This is a genomic window from Streptomyces sp. NPDC001700 (assembly GCF_053596435.1).
In genome coordinates this window covers 632,037-649,986 of sequence record NZ_JBSFGE010000002.1, presented here as the reverse complement: position 1 = coordinate 649,986, position 17,950 = coordinate 632,037, and the positions used below count along the sequence as shown (strand labels likewise).

Genomic DNA, 17,950 nt, shown 5'->3' with positions numbered 1-17,950 from the left:
ATTCCCGGACCACGGACACGATCCGTCGGCGCCGGGTGCGGAGCGAAAGCGGGCGACCAGGGTGCCCACAACCGTTCGGGGTGCCCGGCTGAGCACGAGTTCTGGTGCCAGGACTCACTCCCGCTCGGTCAATAGGAACGGTGGCTGGTGTTCATATGACACGCTGGTGTGCCGGGTGGGGCCCGGTCAATGGGAACCGGTGATTCGGTTCAACTTCGTCCAGGACCAGACGACTTCGTTCATCAAGGGGCGGCGAAGTGACGCGGCCCGTGCCGCCGACGCTCTGGGAGGGGTGCGCGCCGGCGGCGGGGTGCTGGTGGCCGCAGGCGGCGAGGAGGGTGGTCAGCGACGCAGCCAGCAGCGAGGCCGATGACGCCGTGCGGAGACTCTCCAACAGCACGGCGATGGGACGCCCCGCCGAGCGGTCCGGTTCCGCCCGCGCCGGGGAGAATGAGGCCCGAGATCGATCCGCAAGGGGAGGGGGAGCGATTCTTTCCGCGCTCGCGAACATAGCGCTGGGGCTGGTGACCAGCCTTCTGGGCGGTGGGCTCGTCTGGCTGTGGGAGCGCGGCAAGCGCACCCGGACGCTGAACAGGAAGGCGGGCTTCTTCGGTGTCAGGCCCGGAGAGACCTGCCTCGTCGTGCTGCCCAACAAGTACAACGCGCCCCGCGCGGTTCACCACCGGGACGTGCGGGCCGTGGTGGAGCTGGCCATGCTCGCCGGCGAGTTGGGCTGTCAGGTCTCGGTGGCCTCCGGCTCCTTCCGCGGCAGCAACGGTGACCGCACCGAGTTCTGCGTCGGCGGCCCCCTCGGCGAGGCCAATGTCCGCGCCGGTGGGCACCTCGCCGCGCATCTGCCGGGCGTCACCATCCACCCGTACAGCGATCGGCGCGATGCGGTGGCCTTCTCGGTCGGCGGAGAACAGTACCTCTTCGATCAGGACAATGAGGAATACGCCCTCGTCGCGAAGTTCACCCCCGAGGAGTCGAGCCGCCCCGTGGTCCTGGTGTGCGGGCAGAGCGCGCTGGCGAACCAGGCCGCCATCCACTTCCTCCGGCGCGAGTACGCGCGGGTGGCCAGGGAGATCGCCTCGGAGGATCGCTACTGCCTGCTGATCAAGATCTCCGACATCGTCACCTACGAGTTCCACCGGGCTGTACTCGAACGCGACGTCTCCACCGCCGCGTTCGCACCGGCATAAGGGCTCACCGCGGCGCGATGGCGCCGAGCACCACGGCGGCGGCCTCGCTCCACGGCACTCGCTCCGCGAGCCGCGCGCGCAGCTCCGCCGTCCGCCGGAAGGCGCCGTCGCGATCCCGCAGCTTCCGGTCGATGGCCCGCGCCCACTTCTCCGTGTCCCGTTCGTCGTCTCCGGACATGGACACGACAAACGGATCGGCCGCCTCATGCCCGAGGGTCTCGCGCAGCAGCTGCGCGAGACCACTCCCCGAACTGACGAGAACGGGAACGCCTTGGGCGATCGCTTCGACGCCGACCAGACCGAACCCCTCGGACCGTGACGGCACGATCACCAGGCTGGCACTGTTCAGGTCGTTGGCGACGCGCTCCTTGGCGGATGCGTACGCGCGGACGACGACTTCGAGTTGGGGATTGGCCGCCCACTCCGTGATTGTCGCTCGCTGCTCGTCCACAGCGGCTTCCGGGGCCCCGCGGACGAGCAGCCTGAGCCGGCGCAGCCCGTCTTCGTGCAGCCATGTCGCGACCCGGCCGCACGCGGCAGCGGCGAGATCCACCCCCTTCAGCGGGGCGTCCTCGGTACGGCCGATCAGCAGCACCCGCCACGGCGAACCGCCCGGCGGTACGCGGGGTGCCGAGGAGGCGGCGGAGTCGAACCCCGGGTCGAGCCGCAGCGGCGCAAGGGCCTCCGAAGCGGGGAACTCGGCCAGGAAGTGCTCGTACAGCCGGGGGCCGACCGCGACCACGCGGTGGGCGCTCCTGCCGAGCGCGCGCTCGATGTCCGTCCGTTCCTCGGCCCGCAGCCCGGCGTCCGTCCTGCGGTCCGGCTTGTACCACTCGATCTCGTCCGGGGCCATGTGGACGAAGTGCAGTCGGCGGGCCGTGGGAAAGAAGTCGTCGGTGATCTTCTTCGCCGCCGGTCCGGTGATCCGGCTGTGTCCCAGCACCAGATCGGGCAGTGTCCCCGCGGGAAGTACCGGTCGGTTGGTGAGCCGCATGTCCTCGGAGGCTCCGGGCATGTCGGGAGCCGGAAGCAGGGTGACGCCCGCCTCGGCCGCCGCCGCCAGCTCCTCGGATGCGGCGGTGAGCACCACACAGAACACCTGCGCTCCGGCGTTGGCCAGAGCGCGGCACAGATTGCGGTTGAAGGTGCTGAGCCCGCCGTGGGAGGACCCCCACTCGGTGGCCACGGACAGGACGACCGGTGCTCGGCGGCCGGGCGCGGAATGGTCGGCGCCTTGGGGCCGGGGCGTGCCCTTCTCGGGGTCCTCCCCGTTCCGCTGCTGAGGAATTCCCGGGCTGGTGGCGGGATCCGGGCCGAGCAGGGCACGGGCGCGCCGCACCGCGTCAGCTAGGTCGACCACGGTCTCCTCGTGCAGGGTCGCTGGGTCGTCGGGGTTCGGCACGAGCAGAAACTCCAGGGTGTAATAGGGCATCGCCACGCTGTCCAGCGCTTCGGCCGCGTTTGCCAAGTGGTCGGCGGCCGCGGCCCAATCTCCTGCGCGGAGTTGGGCCATGGCCGCGTTGTAGAGGATCAGGGAGCGGTTCCGAGGTTCTTCGGCCAGGGCCAGGGCGCGTTCCGCCCAGGTGAGCGCGTCGTCCGTGTCTCCGTTGGCCAGGGTCAGGTACGTCAAGTTGTTGGCCTGCTCCCAGCCGGGGGCCAGCGCGAACGAGGCTCGAAGATGGTCGATCGAGGCCGGGACGTCACCCTGCCTATACGTGGCGTATGCCGCGGTGAGGTGGTTGCCCGCGAGTTCGGTCCGCACTCTCCCTGTCGCCTTCTGGAACCAGCTTCGCGCCGGCCACGACTGGAGCGGCACGCGGACCCGGTCGGCAGTGAGCTCGCCGCCGAGCTGTGCGATCTGCTCGGCGGCCGTCTTGAAGTCGGAAGAGTCGGCCAGGGTGATGTCGTCCGTGTCCGCCGCGTACAGCCAGCGCTCCACGGTATGACCGGCATAGGTGCAGGTCACGGTGGTGAGGTCGAGAGCGGAGGGCTCGCCCGCCCGCAGGATCGCGTCATGCAGGAGATTGATCCGCGGGGCGGCGTCCGGCCCCGGCTCGGGCAACATCTCCAGAGCGTCGAAGATCTCCTCGATATCACTCCCGTTCATGGCGGAGCAGCAGGTGGGGAACGTCCGGAGCGGCCCGGCTGCGAAGTCGTACAGGAGATGGTTGAGACGCTGGACCAGCAGCTGGTGGAGGCTGTTCCGGCTGGTGTACTGAGCGTGGGGGGCGGAGCCGACCGTCCCGACCGTCCACAGCCGCGCGTAGATCTCGTCGAAGAGTTCGGTGTGCACGGCGAACCGCATGGTGTCCTCATCGGCGAGGATGCCGTCCGCAACCAGTGCTTGTCGACATTGGTCGTACTGCGCCTGTGTGATCTCCGGTGATCCGGCCATGGTGTAGGCGAACCAGGCTTCTTCCGCCGTCGCGTGCCCGAGTGCCGAGGACAGCACGTTGAACGCGATGAGGTCATGCCGTTCCATCGCGCGCACCGCGCGGATCAGCGGGCGCTCCAGGACATCGCGCCCCGACTCCATGCGGGAACGGATGCCTTCCAGCACTTCCGTGGTGAGCTTCATGCCTTTGGCCGCACCACGCTGCCAGCGGGCGAACATCTCATGGCAGTACAGCTGGATCTCGTAGGGATTTCCGTCCGTGAGCTGTCTCAGGGCGGACACCACACTGGTCGATGTGAGGCCGTGAATGCCAACGCTCACGAGCGGGCGCTCCATGCACGCGTAGACGTCCTCCCACTCGACGAATCCTCTGAGTGGGATTTCCTTGAACTGCCGCAGGATCGGTGAGTGAACGTCGGTGATCCGATCGATGAGCCCGGAGGTGCCCGCGAGTACCAGCACCAGCCCGTCCACGCGTGAGGTGAGGAACCGCAGCGCGGACAGCGCACGGGCATCGTGGGCCATCAGCTGGGCTTCGTCGACCAGCAGGACGATCGGATGCCCGAGTAGCCGTATGAAGTGGGCGAGATCGGCCCGCAGGGCCGCCTCCGGCACCCGCCCTTCCGGCCCGGCGAGTGCCACCGCTTCGGGGAACTCCAGTGGTGCCACCGAGGCGGCGTCGGCCGCTCCGGCCATCACCCGCCGCACCGCGGCGGGTTCGGGGACGCTCAGCCCGTCCGTGCCCTCGGCGATGATCGCGGAGACCAGCTCCTCGTACACCTTCCGGAAGAAGACCGCAGGCTCCCCGTCGCCCTCGATCAGCTCCACGCGTACGGTGGCGAACCCGTTCTTCCTGGCCATCCACTCGGTGGCGTTGAGCAGGCTCGTCTTCCCGGCCGCTCGTGGCCCGTGGAGGACGACACAGACCGACGGGCGGTCCACGGCCGCCTGATCGAGCTCGTACTTGATGATCGCGACTTCCTTGCCCCGGCCGGCGAAGAACGCGGCATCGCGCACCGGGTTCCGGTAGTCGTAGGGATTGCGTAACGCGGAGATGTCCATGAGCCCCCTCACCTCGCCTCGATCGTACGATCCCCACGGGGCGCACCGGGAGCGTTCTGCGGCAGTGTCTCGGAGCCGGAGCATGCTGACCGACCGCCCCGTCGGGCCTTGCGAACGGAGGTTCGGAGCGTTCCGGTTCGGGTGGGGGAATGTCGGCCCGAGGCGTTACGCGGCGGCGGCTCGGCGGGGCCACTCCTCGGTCAGGGCCGCCACCGTTTCGGTGATCGCGGGGCGGCGGGCGGCGCCCTCGCGCCAGAGGGCGTAGAGGCGGCGTACCGGCAGCGGGTCGAGGGGGACCGCGCGGACCCCCTCCGGCAGGGGCCCGCGCCCCAGGCGGGGCATCAGGGCGATGCCCAGGCCCGCCGCCACCAGGGCGATCTGGGTGTGGTTCTCCGCCGCCTGGTACGCCAGATCCGGTTCGCTGCCGGACGCCCGTAGCGTCCGTACGAGCCAGTCGTGGCACACCGACCCCGGCGGCTGGCAGATCCACCGCTGCCCCGGCAGATCCGTCCGCCGCAGCACGTCGCGCCCCGCCAGGGGATGCCCCACCGGTACGAGGACATCGCACAGGTCGTCCCCGATGACCGCGCGCCGGAGCCCGTCCGGGGCGGGCAGCGGGGCGATGTCCCAGTCGTGGGCGACGGCCAGGTCGATGACGCCCTGCGCCGCCAGGTCCACCGACAGGTGCGGGTCGACCTCGACGAGCCGGGCGTCCAGCGTCGGGTGCTCGGCGGCGAGCCGGGCCAGTACGGCGGGCAGCAACCCCCGCGCGGCGGACGCGAAGGCGCCGATCACCAGCCGCCCGGTCGGCTGTCCGCGCCGCTCCTCCAGGCTGGTCTCGGCCCGTTCGACGATCGCGAGGAGCTGCTGCGCGGTGGCGGCCAGATGCTGGGCCGCGTCGGTGAGGACGACGCCCCGGCCCTGCCGTTCCAGCAGCGTGGTCCGGGTCTCCCGCTCCAACTTGGCGATCTGCTGCGATATGGCGGACGGGGTGTAGCCGAGCGCGATGGCGGCCGCGCTGACCGAACCGTGCACGGCCACCGCGTGCAGCGCCCGCAGCCGGGACAGATCCAGCAAGGCAGCCGACCCCCACTCACGTTTTACGGATGCTGCATCCAACCATGAAGTCATCCGCGCTGGTGCTAAAAGGTCCCGCCACCCGATCCTCTTTCCTATGCGACCTGCACACATCGGCCTCGCCGTGCTTGTCACGGCCCTGTGGGGCGTCAACTTCGTGGTCATCGACATCGGCCTCGACCACTTCCCGCCGCTCCTCTTCTGCGCGCTCCGCTTCCTGGTGGCGGCGGTGCCCGCGATCTTCTTCGTCGGCCTGCCGCAGGTCTCCTGGCGGTGGATCGCGGGGGTCGGGCTGACGCTGGGCGTGGGGAAGTTCGGGCTGCTGTTCATCGGGATGCGGGAGGAGATGCCCGCCGGGCTGTCCTCGCTGGTGCTGCAGATCCAGGCGGTGTTCACCGCGCTGTTCGCGGCCGTCGCCCTCGCCGAACGCCCCGGCCGCCGACGGCTGCTGGGCATGGCGGTGGCGCTCACCGGTATCGGCGTCGCCGCCCTCGACGAGGGCACCTCGGGCCCGCTGCTCGGCTTCGTCCTCGTCATCGCGGCGGCGGCCTTCTGGGGCGTGTCGAACGTCCTCACCCGCAAGGCCGCCCCGCCCGACCCGCTGAGCTTCATGGTGTGGGTGAGCGTGGTGCCCGTCCTGCCGCTGCTCGGGTTGTCGCTGATGTTCGAGGGCGCGGACCCTGGCATGCACGCGCTGACCGCGCTCGACTGGTCCGGGGCGGGCGCCATCGTCTACGTCGCCTGGGGCGCCACCGTGCTCGGCTTCGGCATCTGGAGCTTCCTGCTGCGCACGTACGACGCCTCCGCGGTGGCCCCCTTCTCCCTGCTGGTGCCGGTCTTCGGCATGTCCTCGGCGGCGCTGCTGCTGGGCGAGGGGATCAGCCCGCTGCGCTGGCTGGCGGCGGCGCTGCTGGTGGGCGGCGTGGCGCTGACATCGCTCCCGTCCGTACGCCTCTCCGGGCTCAGGCCGCGTCGGCGAGCAGCCGCAGCAGGTGGTCCCGGCCCGGGGCCAGCAACTCCGGCAGTTCCCGCGCCGCCGGGTACCACCGCTTCTCGTACTCCCAGCACAGCCAGCCGTCCCACCCCTCACGGCTGAGCAGCTCCACGCACTCGGTCAGCGGCAGCACGCCCGCGCCCAGCGCCAGCGGGGTGGTGTCATCGGCTGAGGCGATGTCCTTGACCTGGACGTAGCCCAGGTGCGGGGAGAGGGCCGCGTAGCTGGTGGCGGGGTCCTCGCCGCCCAGCCAGGGGTGCATCACGTCCCAGATCGCGCCGACGCTGCCGTGTCCGACCGGCCCGAGGACGCGGGCCGCGTCGGCGCCGGTGCGGTGCGAGTCGTGGGTCTCCAGCAGGATCCGTACGCCCAGCTCCGTGGCGTACGGCGCGGCGTCGCCCAAGCGGGCGGCGGCCGACGCGTCCGCCTCGGCGGCGCTCCGGTCGCCGCCGCCCGGGAAGACGCGGACGTTGCGCGCGCCCAGGTCGTGGGCGAGCCTGACCAGGTCCCGCAGCCCGGTCAGGACCTCCTCGTCGGGGCCCTCCGCCGCGACCCGTACGTACCCGGCGACGGTCAGGATCTCCACCCCGGCGGCCCGGAACTCCGCCGCCACCCTGGCCCGTTCGTCCGGGGCGATCCCGGGGTGCACGGGCTCCTCGGGGTGCCCGCGCAGCTCGACACCGTGGTACCCGTTCGCGGCGGCGAGCCGGGCGACGTCGGGCATGGGCAGACCGGGGACGCCGAGGGTCGAGAAGGCGAGCTTCATGGCGGGCTCCGTGGGGGTGAGGGGCTTCCGGAGGGGCTTCCGGGAGGGTTCCGGGAGGTGGCTTCCGGAGGACGGGTACCTTCCTTCCGGATCTTCAATCCGGACGCTAGGCAGCGGCGGGGGCGCGGTCAATCCCGCCGTGCCGAAGGACGGCGCTCTACGTCACGTCCGGGACTTCATCAGCGGCTGGATGCGCGTACCGAAGTTGTCCAGGCCTTCGAGGAAGTCGTCGAACACCAGCATGATCCCCTTGGTGCCCTCCACCTCCGCGACCTCGTCGAGCATCGCCGCGACCGTCTCGTACGAGCCGACGAGCGTGCCCATGTTGAAGTTCACCGCGCCCTCGGGCAGCGAGATGGTCCGGGCGGTGGAGGAGCCCTCGGAGGTGGTGTCCGTGGCCGTCTCCCCGGCCATGTACGCCAGCGCCGCGTGGTCGGCGTTGTCGTGGTAGTCCTTCCACTTCGCCTGGGCGGCCTCGTCGGTCTCGTCCGCGATGACCATGAACAGCGAGAGCGCCCCGACATCGCGCCCGGTCTCGCGCGCCGCGTCCACGAGCGCGCCCGTGGTGTCCGAGAGCGCGAGCGGGGTGTTGACACCGCTGCCCAGGATGAAGTTGTACTCGGCGTGCTCGGCGGCGAACTTCATGCCGGTGGCGCTCTGCCCGGCGGCGACGATGTCGATGTGCCCGTTCGCCGGGCGCGGCGACAGCACGCAGTCGTCCATGGCGTAGAACTCGCCCTTGAAGTCGCTGACGCCCTCCTGCCACAGCTCCTTCATGACGGTCACGTACTCCGCGGCCCGGGCGTAGCGGTTGCCGAAGTGCTCGTCCCCGGGCCACAGGTCCATCTGGGAGTACTCGCCGGGCGCCCAGCCGGTGACGATGTTGACGCCGAACCGGCCGGGGGCGATCGAGTCGACCGTCGCCGCCATGCGCGCGGTGATCGCCGGGTGCAGGGCGAGGATCGGCGTCGAGGCGTACAGCCTGATCCGCTCCGTCACCGCGGCCAGGCCCGCCATCAGGGTGAACGATTCCAGGCAGTGGTCCCAGAACTCGGTATCGCCGCCGAATCCCTTGAGCTTGATCATCGACAGCGCGAAGTCGAGCCCGTGCTCCTCGGCCTTCTGCACGATGGCCTTGTTCAGTTCGAAGGTCGGCATGTACTGCGGAGAACTCTTCGAGATGAGCCAGCCGTTGTTGCCGATGGGGATGAAGACGCCGATATCCATGCCGCTCCTCAGCGGGTCGTTCTCGTCACAGACAAAAGGCGACGAGAATGTGGCGCCCCGTCACCTCGTCCCATCGTCGCATTGTGTGGTCAGCCGCCACAGCGACGTCACCTCCGCCGCCCGGGCCGCGTGCAGCGGGTCGCCGGGGTCGGTGGCGCGGCGGTGGGCGGGGCGGGTGTCGAGCCGGTCGACGACCCGCAGCCCCGCCGCCTCGAAGGCGCCCAGCAACTCCTCGCGGGTCCGCAGCCCCAGGTGTTCGGCGAGGTCGGAGAGGATGAGCCAGCCCTCGCCGCCGGGGGTGAGGGCGTCCGCGAGCCCGTTCAGGAAGCCGTGCAGCATGCGGCTGCCCGGGTCGTACACCGCGTACTCGACCGGCGAGCTGGGGCGCGCCGGGACCCAGGGCGGGTTGCAGACCACGAGCGGGGCGCGGCCCGGCGGGAACAGGTCCGCCCGGACCACCTCCACCCGCTCGGCGACCCCCAGCCGCGCCACGTTCTCCCGCGCGCACGCCAGCGCCCGCGCGTCCTGGTCGGTGGCCACCACGTGCTCGACGCCGCGCCGCGCGAGCACGGCGGCCAGTACGCCCGTCCCGGTGCCGATGTCGAACGCGGCCGCGCACGAGGCGGGCAGCGGGGCCTCGGCCACCAGGTCGACGTACTCGCCGCGCACCGGTGAGAAGACCCCGTAGTACGGATGGATGCGGTCGCCGCCGAGCGCCGGGATCTCGACGCCCTTCTCGCGCCACTCGTGTGCGCCGATGAGGCCGAGTAATTCCCGCAGCGAGACGACGGCCGGTCCGCTTGCCGGGCCGTACGCGTGCGCGCACGCCTCCCGTACGTCCGGCGCCCGGCGCAGCGGTACGGCGAGGTCGGCGTCCAGCGGCACCAGCAGCATCCCCAGCAGCCGGGCCCGCCGCCCCTGCTCCTGGCGGTGCCGGTGGAACGCCTCCGCCGCGCCCTCCGCCGGGCCACGCCGCCCCCGGGGCCGCCGCGGCCCCCGGTCCACCCGCCGCGCCAGCGCGGCGAGCAACTGCCGGGCGCCCTGGTAGTCGCCGCGCCAGAGCAGCGCGGTGCCCTCGCAGACGAGGCGGTACGCGGCGTCCGCCGTCATCCGGTCGTCCGCGATCGTGACGCGCCGCGGCGGCGGCGCCCCGCTCTCGGACCGCCATGCGGCGGCCTGGGGCTGGCCGTCCTCGGTCCACTCGATGACCTGCTGCGTGCTCAGGGGGTACACCTTTGCTCTTGTGGGGTGCGCACCCGTGGTGCGCATGAACCGATCCTTCCGGTACGGCCGCCTCGGCGCGAGCGGTTTCCGGGACGGGGGTCGCTCGTGTCACCGGCAGGAGGCCCAAAAGGAGCCGTCCGAGAAGTCAACTCCCGTTTCTACGTGGGCTTTTCGGGGAATGATCTCTACACGCTGTAAGGGGATTTTCAGCGAGACCGGGGGGTCATCAATGAGCAGTACGAACGCCACGGCTGAGCCGCAGCGCAACAAGGTCAAGCAGCTCGCCACCGAGCCGGTCCCGCCGGGGCTACCGCGCGAGCGCAACAGCGGCAACTTCAGTGATGAACACGTCGACCGCAGTGTCACGATGCAGGCCAAGATCGAGCGCGGGGAGACCATCGAGACTCCCGGAAGCAGGGCGGCGGACAGCGAAGACCGCGACATTCATCAGGAGGAGTGGCGGGCCCATGACCGGAACGGCCCCTACGGGCAAGGGCGCCGCCGCAAAAACTGACGAAGGCCATGGGGCACCGCACCACCACCCGCCGCCACGCCCGCAAGGCCGCCGCCGCCGTGATCAAGGGCCAGTGCGCCGACCGACCTACGTCGCCCGTTCCGCCGTGAGCCGCACGTAGTGGCCCACGGGCTGTACGGCGACCAGACGGAACCCCTCGGGGAGCGTGCTCCCGCTCTCCGACGACGGGGGCGTCTGAGGCACGTCGATGATCACGCGGTCCACGGCATCGGCGAGCAGCCGTGCCGCGTCGTTCGCGGCGCCTTCGATCAGCACCGTGCGCGCCCCCGCCTCGGCCAAGGCGCGCGGGATGGTCTCGGGCTCGTCGCCAACCAGCTGATGCGGGACGTGGAAGGTGCCTTCCCCGTGCCCGCCGGGTGCGCCCTCCTCGATCGTCCCGTTCCGCCGGATCACCAGGTCGTGGGTGCGGCGTAGCTCGTTCGCGGCCCGGGCGCCGTACGCCCAGGTGATGTGTGGCCGCTCCGTACGCAGCGAGTGCAGCCATGGGCCGAGGACGAGCAGCGCTTCCTGCTCCAGGACGCCGCGCTCCACCGCGATGCCCGCCCGCCCCAGCACGACCGCGCCACCTTCCCCGCGCGAAGTGGGGTCCATGACGGCCATCAGGACGCGGGACACCTTCGCGTCGATCAACGCCTGTCGGCATGGCGGGGTCCGGCCGTGGTGGTTGCAGGGCTCCAGCGTCACCACGGCCGTGCCGCCCTCGGCCCGCTCACCCGCCACCGCGAGCGCGTTGACCTCGGCGTGGTGGTCTCCCTTGCGGAGGTGGTACCCCTCGCCGACCGGCACACCGTCGCGGTCGAGGATCACGCACCCTACGGGCGGGTTGGGGCTCGTCGTCCCGAGGCCTTGGGCGGAGAGGGCGATGGCTCGCCGCATGGCCGTCAGCTCGTCCGGCGTGGCCATGAGAACCCCGCATTCTCCTTGACTGCGACTGCGTCGAGAGCATTGTTACGCACCGGAACGGCCCGGCGGCCGGTACCGCAGGAGGACGTTGCCCGAGCGGAAGACGGTCACCGCCCCGGCGGTCAGGTCGATACGGTCCCGCAGACCGGCGAACAGGCTCCGGCCGTGGCCCAGCAGCACCGGGTTGAGCAGGATCCGCAGCTCGTCCACCAACCCCTGCTCCAGCAGCGTCACGGTGAGTCCTGAACTCCCGAAGATCGCGATGTCACCGGTGGATTCGGCCCGCAGCCGGGCGACTTCGGCGGTCAGGTCGCGGCCGTCGGTGACGCGGGTGCCCTCCCAGGGGGTGACCTGGCCACTGGTCGTCACCACCGTCTTGGGCACGGCGTTCATGAAGGCCGCGATCTCCGGCATTCGCTCCGCGGCCGGGGCCGACGTCCAGACCTCGGCGAAGTGCTCGTAGGTGCGGCGGCCCAGCAGCAGGGCGCCCACTTCGTAGGCCTGGCGGAGGTTCCAGTCGAAGAACTCCTCGTCGGTGAGGCCCCAGTCCAACTCTCCATCGGGGCCCTCGTGATAGCCGTCGAGGGAGCAGAACAAGAACGCGAACACTTGCTGCGGCCGACCGCCAGGCGTTGAGCCGTGACCCATCTCGTCTCCTTCAATCACCGTTGATCCAGAAGGTAGACCGGACCCGGAGACGAAACTCATCGGCGCGCTAGCCCCGGTACACCAGCAGGTAGCGCCAGAAGAGCAGGCGGCGCAGGGTGGCGCCGGGGAGGAGGCGGGTGGTTTCGGTGCGGGTTTGGGCGTAGGTCAGTGGGGGCGGCCAGACGAGGGGGATCTGTACGGGCGGGGTGGGGCGGTGGCGCCTGGGGAGGAGGCGTTGCGCGTGGAGCAGGGACTTCGCCGGGAAGGCCCAAACGAAGTCGGCGGGTGAGTTGATCTCGTAGAGCCCGAGCACCGTCAGGATGCCGCCGGGTGCGAGGGCCTTCCGTAGCGTCAGCACCGTGTCGAACGGCATGTGGTGGAGGCTGGCGATGCACGAGATGACGTCGTAGTGGGCGTCGGGCAGGTGCGCCTCGCGTACGTCGGCTTGGCGGTACCGGGGGCCGCCGCCGGTGGCGCGGGCGGACTCGATGACGGCGGCGTTGGGGTCCATTCCGTCGACCGACAGGCCCCGGGCGGCGAGCAGCCGGGCGAAGCGGCCCGTGCCGCAGCCGACGTCCAGGGCCGTGCGCGCCCCGGCCGGGATCTGTTTCAGCAGGAGCGGGTGGTAGTGGTCGTTGTAGTTCAGCGCCATGCGGGCGGACCCTACTCCCGGCCGGGATGGCGCATCGTCATGTGTCTGGCCGACTCATGATCCCCGTCCTAGCATGGGAGCGCTCCCGCGCACATCCCGAAGCGGAGCTGGAGGCGCAGTGAATTGTCATGGGCATGTTCGTTGCTGGGGTCTTCGCGCCTCGGCTGTCGCGTCCGCCGCGACGCTGCTGGCCACCGTGGCGCTGGTGGACACCGCCGCCGCGCATGGGTCGGCCATTGGCCCGGCGTCGCGCAACTACGGGTGCTGGAAGCGGTGGGGCGGGGACTTCCAGAATCCGGAGATGAAGACCAAGGACCCCATGTGCTGGCAGGCGTGGCAGGCCGACACCAACGCCATGTGGAACTGGAACGGGCTCTATCGCGAGGGCGTCGCGGGCAATCACCAGGCCGCGCTGCCCGATGGGCAGCTGTGCAGCGCCGGGCGTACCTCGTCCGGGCGGTACAACGCGATGGACGTGCCCGGGAAGTGGGAGGCCACCTCGGTCGGGAACAGCTTCACGTTCAAGAACCACGACCAGGCTCGGCACGGTGCGGACTACTACCGCGTCTATGTGACCAAGCAGGGCTACGATCCGGTCACCCAGCCGCTGCGCTGGAGCAACCTCGAACTCGTCGCCCAGACCGGCAAGATCGCGCCGGGCGCGGGGGAGACCTCCACCGACCCCAGCCTCAACGGGGTCACGGTCTCGATCCCGGTCAACGCCCCCAGGCGCACCGGGCGCCATGTGGTCTTCATGGTCTGGCAGGCCAGCCACTTCGACCAGACCTTCTACTCGTGCAGTGATGTGATCTTTCCTGGGTGACCCATGTAATTGACCCGTGATTTTGGTGCTGGAATGACCCGGGCAGCGGGTCATTCCAGGCCGTACGGTCGCCATATGACTGCAGAGAACACGGCGGTACTGACCCGCCGCGCGGACGCCGAGACCTGTGCCGACCCCAGCAGTGTGATGACCCTGCTCGGCGAGTCGGACGGCACGCCCGGCGGCTTCACGAGCTACCGGTCCACCTTCGCCAAGGGGGCCGTGGGGGCACCGGCCCACTTCCACACCAAGGCGACGGAGCTGTTCTTCGTGATCGGCGGGTCCCTGCGCGTGCTGGTGGGCGAGGAGGTCACCGTTCTTGACGAGGGCGACTTCCTCGCGGTGCCGCCGCGCACCCCGCACGCCTTCGCCGCCGCGCCCGGCGCCGAGGCGGATGTCCTGTTCGTGTTCACCCCGGGCATGGGCCGGTTCGACTATCTGCGGCTGCTCGGGCGAGTGATGCGCGGGGAGGCCGACCCGAAGGAGATCGCCGAGTCAGCCGAGAGATTCGACAACCACTACGTCGACAGCCCGGTGTGGCGTGCCGCCCTGGAGGGCTCCGCGTGATCGGCTCCACGACGCACGTCCGGGTGGCCCGCCCCTCGCGGGACCTCGCCGCCGCCGAACGCTTCTACGTGCACGGGCTCGGACTCGACGTGCTGTGGCGGACCACCGGCCGCGTCCCGGGCGAGCACGATCTGCTGATGGTCGGCCTCAAGGGGGCGTCCTGGCACTTCGAGTTGACGCGCGACCCCGAGCGCCCGCTGGAGCCGACCCCGACCGTGGACGACCTGTTCGTGGTTTACCTGGGCGGCCCCGTGGACGAGGTCCTGGTCGACCGCCTGGTGGCCACCGGCGGGACCAGGGTTCCGGCGCACAACCCGTACTGGGACGAGCATGGAGTGACCGTCGCCGACCCGGACGGCTACCGTCTCGTCCTGTGCTCGCGCACCTGGGGTTAGACGCGCGCGTCAGCGCTTCGGCGGGGCCGTCGACGCGCGGGCCATCAGTTCGGCGCGGATCATGGCCACGCCGCCCGGCGGCTGCGGCTCGCGGCCGAGGGCGAGGCGCCCGGCGCGTACCCCGGCGTCGTGCAGCGGCAGCCGCACCGTGGTCAGGGCGGGGACGGCGTCGGCGCTGAAGGGGAGGTCGTCGAAGCCCGCCACCGAGACGTCCTCGGGGATCCGCAGGCCCTGGTCGCGCAGGGCCGCGCAGACGCCGAGGGCGATGGTGTCGTTGGCGGCCACGATGGCGGTCAGACCGGCGTCACGGCGCAGGAGTTCGAGGGTGGCGTCGTAGCCGGAGGCTCGGTCGTAGAGGCCGTGGACGGTCAGCTGCTCCGCGTCCCCCGCCAGGTCGGCCGCGACCAGGGCCTGGCGGTGGCCCTCCAGCCGGTGGCGGGTGGTGGTGCGCTCGGCGGGGCCCGCGACGTAGCCGATGCGGCGGTGGCCGAGGGTCAGCAGATGCTCCGTCAGGCGGCGGGCGCCGCCGCGGTTGTCGAAGGTGAGGGTGATCGCGTCCTCGATCGGGGGCCGCCCGCACAGCACCACCCGGGTCCCGGAGGCGGCGAGCCGGGACGCCTTGACGGCGACCGCCTCGGCGTGGCCGGGGCGCTCGACCGCGCCGCCGGTGAGGACGACGGCGGCGGCGCGCTGCCGCTGGAGCAGGGTGAGGTAGTTCAGCTCGCGCTCGGGCGAGCCGCCCGTATTGCAGATGACGGCCAGCTTCTCGGCGCCGCGCACCTGTTCGCCGCCGGAGCCGATGGAGCCGTTAGCTCCAGCGGCACCCGGCGCGCCCATCTCGGACTGCACGGCGCCCGCGATGATGCCGAAGAAGGGGTCCGCGATGTCGTTGACCAGCACCCCGACCAGATCCGACGTGGCGGCCGCGAGAGCGCTTGCCGGGCCGTTGACCACGTACTCCAGATCCTCGACGGCACGCAGCACCCGGGCCCGGGTCGATTCGGCAACCGGATAGTTGCCGCTCAGGACGCGCGACACGGTCGCCGCCGAGACCCGAGCCCGTGCGGCCACGTCGGCCAGGGTCACTGCCATGTTTCCTCCGTCGGATGGTCACCTGGGTGACGAGGGGTGGGACACCGCGTGCGCTGGTGGGGCCGGGTCCATCGTCTCACTGGTCAGCGCCGTCACGGCCATCGCATATCGAACCGGGAACGGGCGCGGGAATCTGCTCGCCGGGGTCTTGTCCTGACATCCGGACCGTGCCTAGGGTCGACCCCCAGCAAGCGCTTTCCGTCCCGTTGGCGAGGAGCCTCACTCCATGGCGACACCGCAGTCCGCCGCCGCAGCAGCACCCGCCCGCATCCGTGCCGCGGTCATCGGCACCGGAGCCATCGTCTCGGGCAGTCATCTGCCCGCCCTGCGCGATCACGCCGACCGGGTCGAGCTGGTCGCCGCGGTCGACGTGGACGCGGAACGGCTCGACGCGTTCCGTACGACGGCCGCCGACAGCGCCGGATTCACCGTGGCCGGTTATACCGATGTGGCCGCGATGCTGAAGGCCGAGCGCCCCGACCTGGTGCTCATCGGCACCCCGCCGTCCCTCCACCGCGAGCAGACGGTGGCCGCGCTCGAAGCGGGTGCGTGGGTGCTGTGCGAGAAGCCGCTGTGCCTCACGCTCGCCGAGTACGACGAGATCGCGGAGGCGGAAAAGGAGACCGGCGGGCCGTACGCGTCCGTGGTCTTCCAGCACCGCTACGGCTCGGGCGCCGTCCACGCCCAGGACCTGCTGGCCACCGGGGCGCTGGGCCGCCCGCTGGTGGCGCACTGCCAGACCACCTGGCACCGGGACACCGCGTACTACGCCGTGCCCTGGCGCGGCCGCTGGGACAGCGAGGGCGGCGGGCCCTCCATGGGCCACGGCATCCACCAGATGGATCTGCTGCTGCACCTCCTCGGCGACTGGACCGAGATCCGCGCCATGGCCGGGCGGCTGGTCCACGACGTGGAGAGCGAGGACGTGTCCACCGCGCTGGTCCGGTTCGAGAACGGCGCCATGGCCACCGTCGTCAACAGCGTGCTCTCGCCCGACGAGGTCAGCCGCATCCGTATCGACTGCGCGGACGCCACCGTCGAGCTGACCCACCTCTACGGGCACCGCAACGACGACTGGGTCTACACCCCCGCCCCGCACGTCCGCGACGAGCCCGCCCGGCAGGAGCGCTGGCGCACCCCCGCCGCCGATCTGCCCAGCTCGCACGCCGCCCAGCTGGCCGGGCTGCTGGACGCGATGCGGGACGGCGTACGGCCCCCGGGCAGCGGTCCGGACGCCCGCCGCACCCTCGAATTCATCGCCGCGCTCTACAAGGCGGCCTTCACCGCGCAGCCTGTGCACGCGGGGGAGATCGCGCCCGGTGACCCGTACTACGACGCCATGCACGGAAGCCACCCCGAGTGGGCACCGAAGGCACCGAAGGCCACGAAGACCGCGCAGGCCACGAAGAAGGAGAGCTGAGGCCGTCATGACCCAGCAGATCACCGTCACCCACACCCACGGCGAGCGGATCTCGGTAGCCTCCGGCGGCGTCGAGCTGATGGCGTACGTCTACGCGCCCGACCCGGACGCCTTCGAGGCCCGTAAGCCGTACGCCCACCCGCTGCGCACCCTCGCCGGAAGCCCGGTCTCCGGTTACCGGCCGAACGACCACCGCTGGCACAAGGGCCTGCAGATGACCTCCAGCCATCTGTCCGGCCAGAACTTCTGGGGCGGCAACTCCTACCTCGGCCCCGACGAGGGCTACCAGCGGGTCGAGGAGCGGGTCGGCTCCATGCGGCACGACGGCTTCCGGGAGTTCACGGTCACCGACGACCGGCTGCGCTTCACCGAGCAGCTCACCTGGGTGGAGAACGGGGGCGAGGAGTGGGCGCGCGAGCTGCGCACCATCGAGCTGCACTCGGTCGAGCCGGACGAGGGCACCTGGGCCCTGGACTGGTCCATCCGCCTCACCAATACCCGCGGCGAGGCGCTGCACTTCGGCTCCCCGACCACCGCGGGCCGCGAGATGGCCGGGTATACCGGGCTCAACTGGCGCGGCCCCCGCGACTTCACCGGCGGCGACGCCTTCGGCCCGGACGGGCGCGGCGGCGAGGGCGAGGCGGGCGCCTCGGACCTGATGGGCACCGCGGCCACCGACGCCCCCTGGGTCGCGTTCACCGGTGAGCACGACGGCATCGACGCGCACTCGACGCTGCTGTTCGCGCACGCTCCGGAGAACGCTGACGCGATCCACGCCTCGCACTGGTTCGTGCGCTCCGAGCCGATCCCCTCGGTCGCCCCCTCGTGGGCGTTCTTCGAGGAGTTCGAGCTGCCGCCGGGGGAGTCCTTCGGCTACCGCTACCGCGTGGTGGTCGCGGACGGCGCGTGGGACCGGGCGCGCGCCGAGAGCTACCTCAAGAACCACGGGTGGTGAGCCAGGTGAGCGA

Annotated in this window: 16 protein-coding genes and 1 pseudogene; 8 read left to right on the top strand and 9 right to left on the bottom strand. The window is 71.2% G+C overall.

The window, feature by feature from the left end; genetic code table 11:
• Window positions 1–524: 524 nt before the first annotated feature.
• Window positions 525–1,202 carry a hypothetical protein gene (locus ACWC5C_RS05660; RefSeq protein ID WP_450873976.1) on the top strand — a complete coding sequence of 226 codons (678 nt, stop codon included), beginning with the start codon at window positions 525–527 and terminating at the stop codon, window positions 1,200–1,202.
• A gap of 4 nt (window positions 1,203–1,206) precedes the next feature.
• Here ACWC5C_RS05660 and ACWC5C_RS05655 read toward each other — a convergent pair whose 3' ends face one another.
• On the bottom strand, window positions 1,207–4,659 hold the full coding sequence (locus ACWC5C_RS05655) for a glycosyltransferase (protein ID WP_450873974.1): 3,453 nt from the start codon (window positions 4,657–4,659) through the stop codon (window positions 1,207–1,209).
• Window positions 4,660–4,824: 165 nt separating this feature from the next.
• On the bottom strand, window positions 4,825–5,736 hold the full coding sequence (locus tag ACWC5C_RS05650; protein ID WP_450873972.1) for a LysR family transcriptional regulator: 912 nt from the start codon (window positions 5,734–5,736) through the stop codon (window positions 4,825–4,827).
• Window positions 5,737–5,833: 97 nt separating this feature from the next.
• Between ACWC5C_RS05650 and ACWC5C_RS05645 the strand changes: the two genes are divergently transcribed.
• Window positions 5,834–6,832: an EamA family transporter gene (locus ACWC5C_RS05645; protein ID WP_450873970.1), complete on the top strand. Its 999-nt coding sequence runs from the start codon at window positions 5,834–5,836 to the stop codon at window positions 6,830–6,832.
• Here ACWC5C_RS05645 and ACWC5C_RS05640 read toward each other — a convergent pair.
• The 3 genes and pseudogenes from ACWC5C_RS05640 to ACWC5C_RS05630 form a co-directional block, all read right to left on the bottom strand.
• Window positions 6,822–7,454 (bottom strand): annotated as a pseudogene (locus tag ACWC5C_RS05640) (sugar phosphate isomerase/epimerase family protein); the annotation flags it as partial. The gene ACWC5C_RS05645 and the pseudogene ACWC5C_RS05640 sit on opposite strands and share 11 nt — an antisense overlap.
• Before the next feature lie 204 nt (window positions 7,455–7,658).
• Window positions 7,659–8,723, bottom strand: a complete 1,065-nt coding sequence (gene rutA, locus ACWC5C_RS05635; RefSeq protein ID WP_450873968.1) for a pyrimidine utilization protein A — start codon at window positions 8,721–8,723, stop codon at window positions 7,659–7,661.
• A gap of 60 nt (window positions 8,724–8,783) precedes the next feature.
• Window positions 8,784–9,992, bottom strand: a complete 1,209-nt coding sequence (locus ACWC5C_RS05630) for a methyltransferase (RefSeq protein ID WP_450873966.1) — start codon at window positions 9,990–9,992, stop codon at window positions 8,784–8,786.
• Window positions 9,993–10,176: 184 nt separating this feature from the next.
• On the opposite strand from ACWC5C_RS05630, the gene ACWC5C_RS05625 reads away from it, so the two are divergent.
• Window positions 10,177–10,461, top strand: a complete 285-nt coding sequence (locus ACWC5C_RS05625) for a hypothetical protein (protein WP_450873964.1) — start codon at window positions 10,177–10,179, stop codon at window positions 10,459–10,461.
• Window positions 10,462–10,548: 87 nt separating this feature from the next.
• On the opposite strand, the gene ribD is transcribed toward ACWC5C_RS05625, so the two are convergent.
• The 3 genes from ribD to ACWC5C_RS05610 form a co-directional block, all read right to left on the bottom strand.
• Window positions 10,549–11,385 (bottom strand): bifunctional diaminohydroxyphosphoribosylaminopyrimidine deaminase/5-amino-6-(5-phosphoribosylamino)uracil reductase RibD, encoded by an 837-nt coding sequence (gene ribD, locus ACWC5C_RS05620; protein ID WP_450873962.1) that lies wholly within the window; start codon window positions 11,383–11,385, stop codon window positions 10,549–10,551.
• Between the two features lie 45 nt (window positions 11,386–11,430).
• Entirely contained in the window at window positions 11,431–12,033 is a 603-nt protein-coding gene (locus ACWC5C_RS05615; RefSeq protein ID WP_450873960.1) for a dihydrofolate reductase family protein, read from the bottom strand.
• Window positions 12,034–12,100: 67 nt separating this feature from the next.
• Window positions 12,101–12,685 (bottom strand): class I SAM-dependent methyltransferase, encoded by a 585-nt coding sequence (locus ACWC5C_RS05610; RefSeq protein ID WP_450873958.1) that lies wholly within the window; start codon window positions 12,683–12,685, stop codon window positions 12,101–12,103.
• Window positions 12,686–12,803: 118 nt separating this feature from the next.
• Here ACWC5C_RS05610 and ACWC5C_RS05605 point away from each other — a divergent pair, with 118 nt between their 5' ends.
• From ACWC5C_RS05605 to ACWC5C_RS05595, 3 genes are all read left to right on the top strand, one after another.
• Entirely contained in the window at window positions 12,804–13,508 is a 705-nt protein-coding gene (locus ACWC5C_RS05605) for a lytic polysaccharide monooxygenase auxiliary activity family 9 protein (RefSeq protein ID WP_450873956.1), read from the top strand.
• A gap of 75 nt (window positions 13,509–13,583) precedes the next feature.
• A complete protein-coding gene (locus tag ACWC5C_RS05600) occupies window positions 13,584–14,075 on the top strand; it encodes a cupin domain-containing protein (RefSeq protein WP_450873954.1) in 492 nt (163 codons plus the stop codon).
• Complete coding sequence (locus tag ACWC5C_RS05595; protein WP_450873952.1) at window positions 14,072–14,470, top strand: VOC family protein; 399 nt, start codon at window positions 14,072–14,074, stop codon at window positions 14,468–14,470. Before ACWC5C_RS05600 ends, ACWC5C_RS05595 begins: the two co-directional genes overlap by 4 nt.
• A gap of 9 nt (window positions 14,471–14,479) precedes the next feature.
• On the opposite strand, the gene ACWC5C_RS05590 is transcribed toward ACWC5C_RS05595, so the two are convergent.
• Window positions 14,480–15,562: a LacI family DNA-binding transcriptional regulator gene (locus ACWC5C_RS05590; RefSeq protein WP_450873950.1), complete on the bottom strand. Its 1,083-nt coding sequence runs from the start codon at window positions 15,560–15,562 to the stop codon at window positions 14,480–14,482.
• A 226-nt stretch (window positions 15,563–15,788) separates the two neighbouring features.
• On the opposite strand from ACWC5C_RS05590, the gene ACWC5C_RS05585 reads away from it, so the two are divergent.
• Complete coding sequence (locus ACWC5C_RS05585; protein WP_450873948.1) at window positions 15,789–16,982, top strand: Gfo/Idh/MocA family protein; 1,194 nt, start codon at window positions 15,789–15,791, stop codon at window positions 16,980–16,982.
• A gap of 7 nt (window positions 16,983–16,989) precedes the next feature.
• A complete protein-coding gene (locus ACWC5C_RS05580; RefSeq protein ID WP_450873946.1) occupies window positions 16,990–17,937 on the top strand; it encodes a DUF6807 domain-containing protein in 948 nt (315 codons plus the stop codon).
• The last annotated feature ends 13 nt before the right edge of the window (window positions 17,938–17,950 follow it).

Coding starts and splice junctions, on each gene's coding strand:
- ACWC5C_RS05655 (WP_450873974.1), bottom strand. CDS start 4,659: ATGGACATCTCCGCGTTACGCAATCCCTACGACTACCGGAACCCGGTG.
- ACWC5C_RS05645 (WP_450873970.1), top strand. CDS start 5,834: ATGCGACCTGCACACATCGGCCTCGCCGTGCTTGTCACGGCCCTGTGG.
- rutA (WP_450873968.1), bottom strand. CDS start 8,723: ATGGATATCGGCGTCTTCATCCCCATCGGCAACAACGGCTGGCTCATC.
- ACWC5C_RS05630 (WP_450873966.1), bottom strand. CDS start 9,992: ATGCGCACCACGGGTGCGCACCCCACAAGAGCAAAGGTGTACCCCCTG.
- ACWC5C_RS05625 (WP_450873964.1), top strand. CDS start 10,177: ATGAGCAGTACGAACGCCACGGCTGAGCCGCAGCGCAACAAGGTCAAG.
- ribD (WP_450873962.1), bottom strand. CDS start 11,385: ATGGCCACGCCGGACGAGCTGACGGCCATGCGGCGAGCCATCGCCCTC.
- ACWC5C_RS05615 (WP_450873960.1), bottom strand. CDS start 12,033: ATGGGTCACGGCTCAACGCCTGGCGGTCGGCCGCAGCAAGTGTTCGCG.
- ACWC5C_RS05610 (WP_450873958.1), bottom strand. CDS start 12,685: ATGGCGCTGAACTACAACGACCACTACCACCCGCTCCTGCTGAAACAG.
- ACWC5C_RS05600 (WP_450873954.1), top strand. CDS start 13,584: ATGACTGCAGAGAACACGGCGGTACTGACCCGCCGCGCGGACGCCGAG.
- ACWC5C_RS05590 (WP_450873950.1), bottom strand. CDS start 15,562: ATGGCAGTGACCCTGGCCGACGTGGCCGCACGGGCTCGGGTCTCGGCG.
- ACWC5C_RS05585 (WP_450873948.1), top strand. CDS start 15,789: ATGGCGACACCGCAGTCCGCCGCCGCAGCAGCACCCGCCCGCATCCGT.
- ACWC5C_RS05580 (WP_450873946.1), top strand. CDS start 16,990: ATGACCCAGCAGATCACCGTCACCCACACCCACGGCGAGCGGATCTCG.